The sequence below is a fragment of the Phaeovulum sp. genome (genome assembly GCF_041596715.1).
Lineage (GTDB): Bacteria > Pseudomonadota > Alphaproteobacteria > Rhodobacterales > Rhodobacteraceae > UBA6213.
Map to the genome: position 1 here is coordinate 1 of NZ_JBFHIA010000249.1, position 4,422 is coordinate 4,422.

Sequence of the window (4,422 nt, forward strand, 5' to 3'; positions counted from 1 at the left end):
CTTGCCGCGGAACATCTCGCGCGTGCCTTCGCGTGCATCGGTGCCCGCGAGCGCGTCGATCACCCGCTCTTCGGCCGCCTTGTGCGCGCGGCCCCGAACCTCATCACGCATCCGCGCGCGGGTTTCGGCCACACCGACATCGACCAGATCGCGGATGATCTGTTCGACATCGCGGCCGACATAACCCACCTCGGTGAACTTCGTTGCCTCTACCTTGATGAACGGTGCGCGGGCAAGCCGCGCAAGGCGGCGGCTGATTTCAGTTTTACCCACACCGGTCGGCCCGATCATTAGAATGTTCTTGGGATAAACCTCTTCGCGCAGGTCATCGGCCAATTGCTTGCGCCGCCAGCGGTTGCGCAATGCCACGGCCACCGCCCGTTTGGCGGCGTTCTGGCCAATGATAAAGCGGTCAAGCTCGGATACGATCTCGCGCGGCGTCAGGTCAGTCATCGGTTACTCCGCATAGGGGGGCAAGCGACGCTTGCCGGGAAAGTCGGGCAGCATACGCATCAGATGCGCGCGAAGGTCGGTCCAATAGGCACCAAGTGCTGTGAGGAACAGGCCCAGCACCACCATCACCCAAGGCCAACTCAGATCGCCACCTTGCCGTGCAACAAGGCTGACCAGAAAGGCCAGATACCCGATGCCCGCCGTCAGAAAGCTGCGCCGGTCTATGACCAGCGCCAGCGCGGTAATGCCCAGCAGCGCCAAGGTCAGCAACCAGTAACCCACGCCCGGCCCCATGTTGTAAAACGTCAGAGCCACGGTATTGACCAGCGCGGGGGCCGCCAGCAGATGCAACCAAAAGCCGCTTGCTGAATTGCGCCCCAGCCGATGCGGGTCGCGCATGTCAAAAAACAGGCCCGCGACAAAGGCCAGCACCCCAAAGACAAGCGTGCCCATCGCCAGCCCAGAGCCGTTGCGCAAATCGAAAGCGTCGGTGAAGTCATCCCATCTGGCGCTGGGGTTGAATGATTGCGTCAGCACCAACACCGCAGCCAGCCCGACCAGCCCAACCAGAAACATCGTGAAGGGCAGCTTGAATACGCGATACCACGCGAGTAGCCCAACACCGACGATTGCCAAGATGCCAAGCGCTGATCCGGCAAAGCTGCTTTCTAGATCAAGGCCTTTGCCCACAATCGCAATGCCAACCCCTGCAAGTGCGGCGGCAAAGCCCGTGACCAGCACGATTGATGGCAGCACCATGCGCCGACGTCGCGTGAAATAAAGCGCGAAAATCCAGCAAAACGCTGCCCAGAGCACCATAACCACACCCGGATCGCCCAGTAGCGCCGAAACGCCGACGATGCCCGCGATCAATATCCCCAAGCCGACCGAAACGAAGATTTCAGCAAAACCCTTGAAAAGCTCGAACGGCTCGTCCTCGGCACCCATTGCCCCGCGCTGCCCGGCGCGCGTATCGGCCAGAACGATCAATCGGCTTGCCTGCACCTCGTTCAGGTGTCCTGCGGCCACGGCGGCGCGCAAATCGTCACGCGTGATATCAGCCACCGATGCTCTCCACCGTCAGATTGCCGTTTGTGAATACGCAAATATCGGCGGCAATCGCCATCGCCTTGCGCGCCACCGCCTCGGCGTCGAGATCGGTTTCCAACAGTCCCCGCGCCGCAGCGAGCGCAAAGTTGCCGCCAGAGCCGATCGCGGCCACGTCGTGTTCTGGTTCCAGCACATCGCCCGCGCCGGTCAGCACGAACATCAATGTGCCGTCGGTCACAATCAGCATCGCTTCGAGGTTGCGCAGATACTTGTCCATCCGCCAATCCTTGGCGAGGTCAACACATGCCCGCGCCAATTGTCCGGGCGCCGCCTCTAGCTTTTTCTCAAGCCGTTCGAGCAGGGTGAAAGCGTCGGCAGTAGAGCCTGCAAAACCGCAAACCACGTCATGCCCGCCGGGTGAAAGCCTGCGCACCTTGCGTGCGGCACCCTTGATGACGGTGTTGCCAAGGCTCACCTGCCCGTCGCCCGCCACCACCACGCGCCCGCCACGCCGCACCGCCAAAATCGTCGTGCCGTGCCAGCCCGGAAATGTATCGTCCGCCATAAAACTTCCCCCATTTCGGTCAGATATGCTTATCCGCGTCGTTGGCCGCAAGGCGTGGCTTGCCGCTGGCACCGCTTCGGCGCTAGTTTCGCGCATGGCCGCCGCACCTGTTCTAACCCTTTATCTGCCCGAAGGCATTCTCGATCAGGCTCGAGAAGGCCAGCACAACTTTTTCAACCGCGTGTCATCGGCCGTGCAAAGCCGCGGCTGGTCGGTGCGACACCGCCCCGACAGCCTTGCCGAAAGGCTGCTGGCAGCCGCAAATCCGGGCTACGGGCTTAGCTTGATGGAGGAACCACCGCCGGGGCGCGGCCTTGTTTGCCGCTATACCTATGTCGGCGCGTTCTGGCATATCGAGCAAAGCCCGCGCCGGTGGGAATGGCCGGTGGCGCTGGCCGAGTTCGACCCCGCAAGCATCGACCCGGTAGAGGCGCGCGCCTTTGCCGATCGCTGGCGGCGCAGGCTTTTCAAGAACGCGGCCGATGCGCCCCGCCGCAAAGGGTTCGTCTTCGTGCCCTTGCAAGGTATGCTGCTGGAACATCGCAGCTTTCAGTCAACAAGCCCGATTGAAATGCTTGAATACGTGCTTGACGAAATGCCTGACCGCCCGGTGTTGGCCACGCTGCACCCCAAGGAAGTCTATACCCCGACAGAGCTTCAGGCGCTGGATGGCCTTGTCGCGCGCTACCCAAGGCTGAAGGTGGCCACAGGTGGTGCGATCGAGGCGCTTGCGAATTGCGATCTGGTGGTCACTCAGAACTCTGCGGTGGCCTTTAACGGCTATTTCTTCGGCAAACCCGCAGTGTTGTTTGCGCGCGTCGATTTTCACCACATCGCTGCATCGGTGCCGCATATGGGCGTCGCCGCGGCGTTTCGCGCAGCGCGAAATGCCGCGCCAGATTATGACCGCTATCTCAAGTGGTTTCTGGCCGACAACGCGATTGCCGCAGGCAGCCCGCAGGCCGAAGAGCAAATACGTGCAGCCCTTGCCCGAGGCGGCTGGCAGATATGAAAAGGGCGCCCGAAGGCGCCCCAAACACAAAGTTCGCGCCGATCAGAGCGCCGATTCGATCCAAGATTTCAGCGCCGCCTTGGGTGCCGCGCCGACCTTGTTCGAATGGACCTGACCGTTTTTGAACATGAACAGCGTCGGAATGCCGCGTACGCCCAGTGCCGCAGGGCTGTCGGGGTTTTCGTCAACGTTGACCTTGACGATTTTCACCTTGCCAGCGAATTCGGTCGAAAGCTCTTCCAGCGACGGGCCGATCATCCGGCAGGGGCCGCACCATTCTGCCCAGAAATCGACGATAACGGGAATATCGGACTTGCGCACTTCGGCATCGAAGGTGGCGTCGGTGACGTGAGTGGTGGACATATCTAGACTCCTGAATGGGTGCTTACAGCGAAACTAGGTTTGCCGGTGTGCCACGTCAAGGTGCGGCACCCGACGAAGTGCGTCGGCAAGCAACCCTGCGGGCATTGGCATCAGCAGCCCCGTCGTGGTCCAGAGTATAGCGGATTCGACAGCGCGGTCGGGATAGATTTTCTGCAACGCCGCCATATAAGCGCCCAACTGTCGCAAAATCCCCTCGGGCACCGCATCGGGCGTGGCCGGAACGGTTGCGTTGGATTTGTAGTCGATCAGGCGCAGTCGGTCGGGCTCTATCACCAAACGGTCGATGCTGCCCTGCACCCGCGCGCCGCCAAGTTCGTCAAGGCTGGCCGAAAACTCCACCTCGGCAAGCGAGCCTGCGCCAAGAAAGGGTGCCATCTCGGGGCTTTGTAAAATCCGCGCGGCGGTTGCGAAAAGTGGCTCTATCTCGGCCAAATCCGGTGCATCGTCAAATGTAGCCAAAAGGTTTTCCGCAACCTCCGGCCAGTCTGCCGCGGGCCAGTCTGGCAGGTGTTGCAGCAGCAGGTGTAACGCGCTGCCGCGCCGCTTTGCGGCCTCTTCCTCGCCACCCGCCTCGCCCGCAAGCGCCTTTGCACCGCCAAGATCCGAGGGCGAAAGCGGGCCAGGGGGCAGGGTCTGCCGTGCGGCGAAGGTGCCTGCCCAAGCCGGAAGCGGCTCTGGCGCAAGCGTGGCCTTGGCTTCGGCACCAACCTCGGCGGGCCAGTCGCCATAGGCAAGGCGCTTTATCTGCGCGAAGGGCGCAGACACCTCCGGATCCAGCGAAACAGTCTCTGCGCCAGCCTTCTCCATTGCATCGGCGACCATCGAATACCAGCTGTCGCCGCCCGATCCCACCTCGCCCGCGGCGCAGACGATCAGCCATTTTTCGGCGCGCGTCATAGCCACGTAAAGCAGCCGCAGGCGTTCATCGAGCCGCTTTTCAACCTCGGCAGCCCGCGCC

At 62.1% G+C, this 4,422-nt stretch carries 6 protein-coding genes; 1 reads left to right on the forward strand and 5 read right to left on the reverse strand.

The window, feature by feature from the left end; genetic code table 11:
- From ABY403_RS13945 to hslV, 3 genes are all read right to left on the reverse strand, one after another.
- On the reverse strand, positions 1-453 hold a 453-nt coding region (locus ABY403_RS13945), incomplete at its 3' end, for an AAA family ATPase (RefSeq protein WP_372841434.1).
- A 3-nt stretch (positions 454-456) separates the two neighbouring features.
- Positions 457-1,518 carry a hypothetical protein gene (locus ABY403_RS13950; RefSeq protein WP_372841435.1) on the reverse strand — a complete coding sequence of 354 codons (1,062 nt, stop codon included), beginning with the start codon at positions 1,516-1,518 and terminating at the stop codon, positions 457-459.
- The gene (gene hslV, locus ABY403_RS13955) at positions 1,511-2,068 is read right to left on the reverse strand and encodes an ATP-dependent protease subunit HslV (protein WP_372841436.1); all 558 of its coding nucleotides are present in this window, start codon (positions 2,066-2,068) and stop codon (positions 1,511-1,513) included. The genes ABY403_RS13950 and hslV overlap by 8 nt, the downstream gene beginning before the upstream one ends.
- 25 nt (positions 2,069-2,093) lie before the next feature.
- On the opposite strand from hslV, the gene ABY403_RS13960 reads away from it, so the two are divergent.
- On the forward strand, positions 2,094-3,080 hold the full coding sequence (locus tag ABY403_RS13960) for a hypothetical protein (RefSeq protein ID WP_372841437.1): 987 nt from the start codon (positions 2,094-2,096) through the stop codon (positions 3,078-3,080).
- A gap of 42 nt (positions 3,081-3,122) precedes the next feature.
- Here the strand turns inward: ABY403_RS13960 and trxA are convergent, their stop codons facing one another.
- Both trxA and ABY403_RS13970 read right to left on the reverse strand, forming a co-directional pair.
- The gene (trxA, locus tag ABY403_RS13965) at positions 3,123-3,443 is read right to left on the reverse strand and encodes a thioredoxin (RefSeq protein WP_372841438.1); all 321 of its coding nucleotides are present in this window, start codon (positions 3,441-3,443) and stop codon (positions 3,123-3,125) included.
- A gap of 33 nt (positions 3,444-3,476) precedes the next feature.
- Positions 3,477-4,422: PD-(D/E)XK nuclease family protein (locus ABY403_RS13970; protein WP_372841439.1), on the reverse strand; the 946-nt coding region annotated here is incomplete at its 5' end.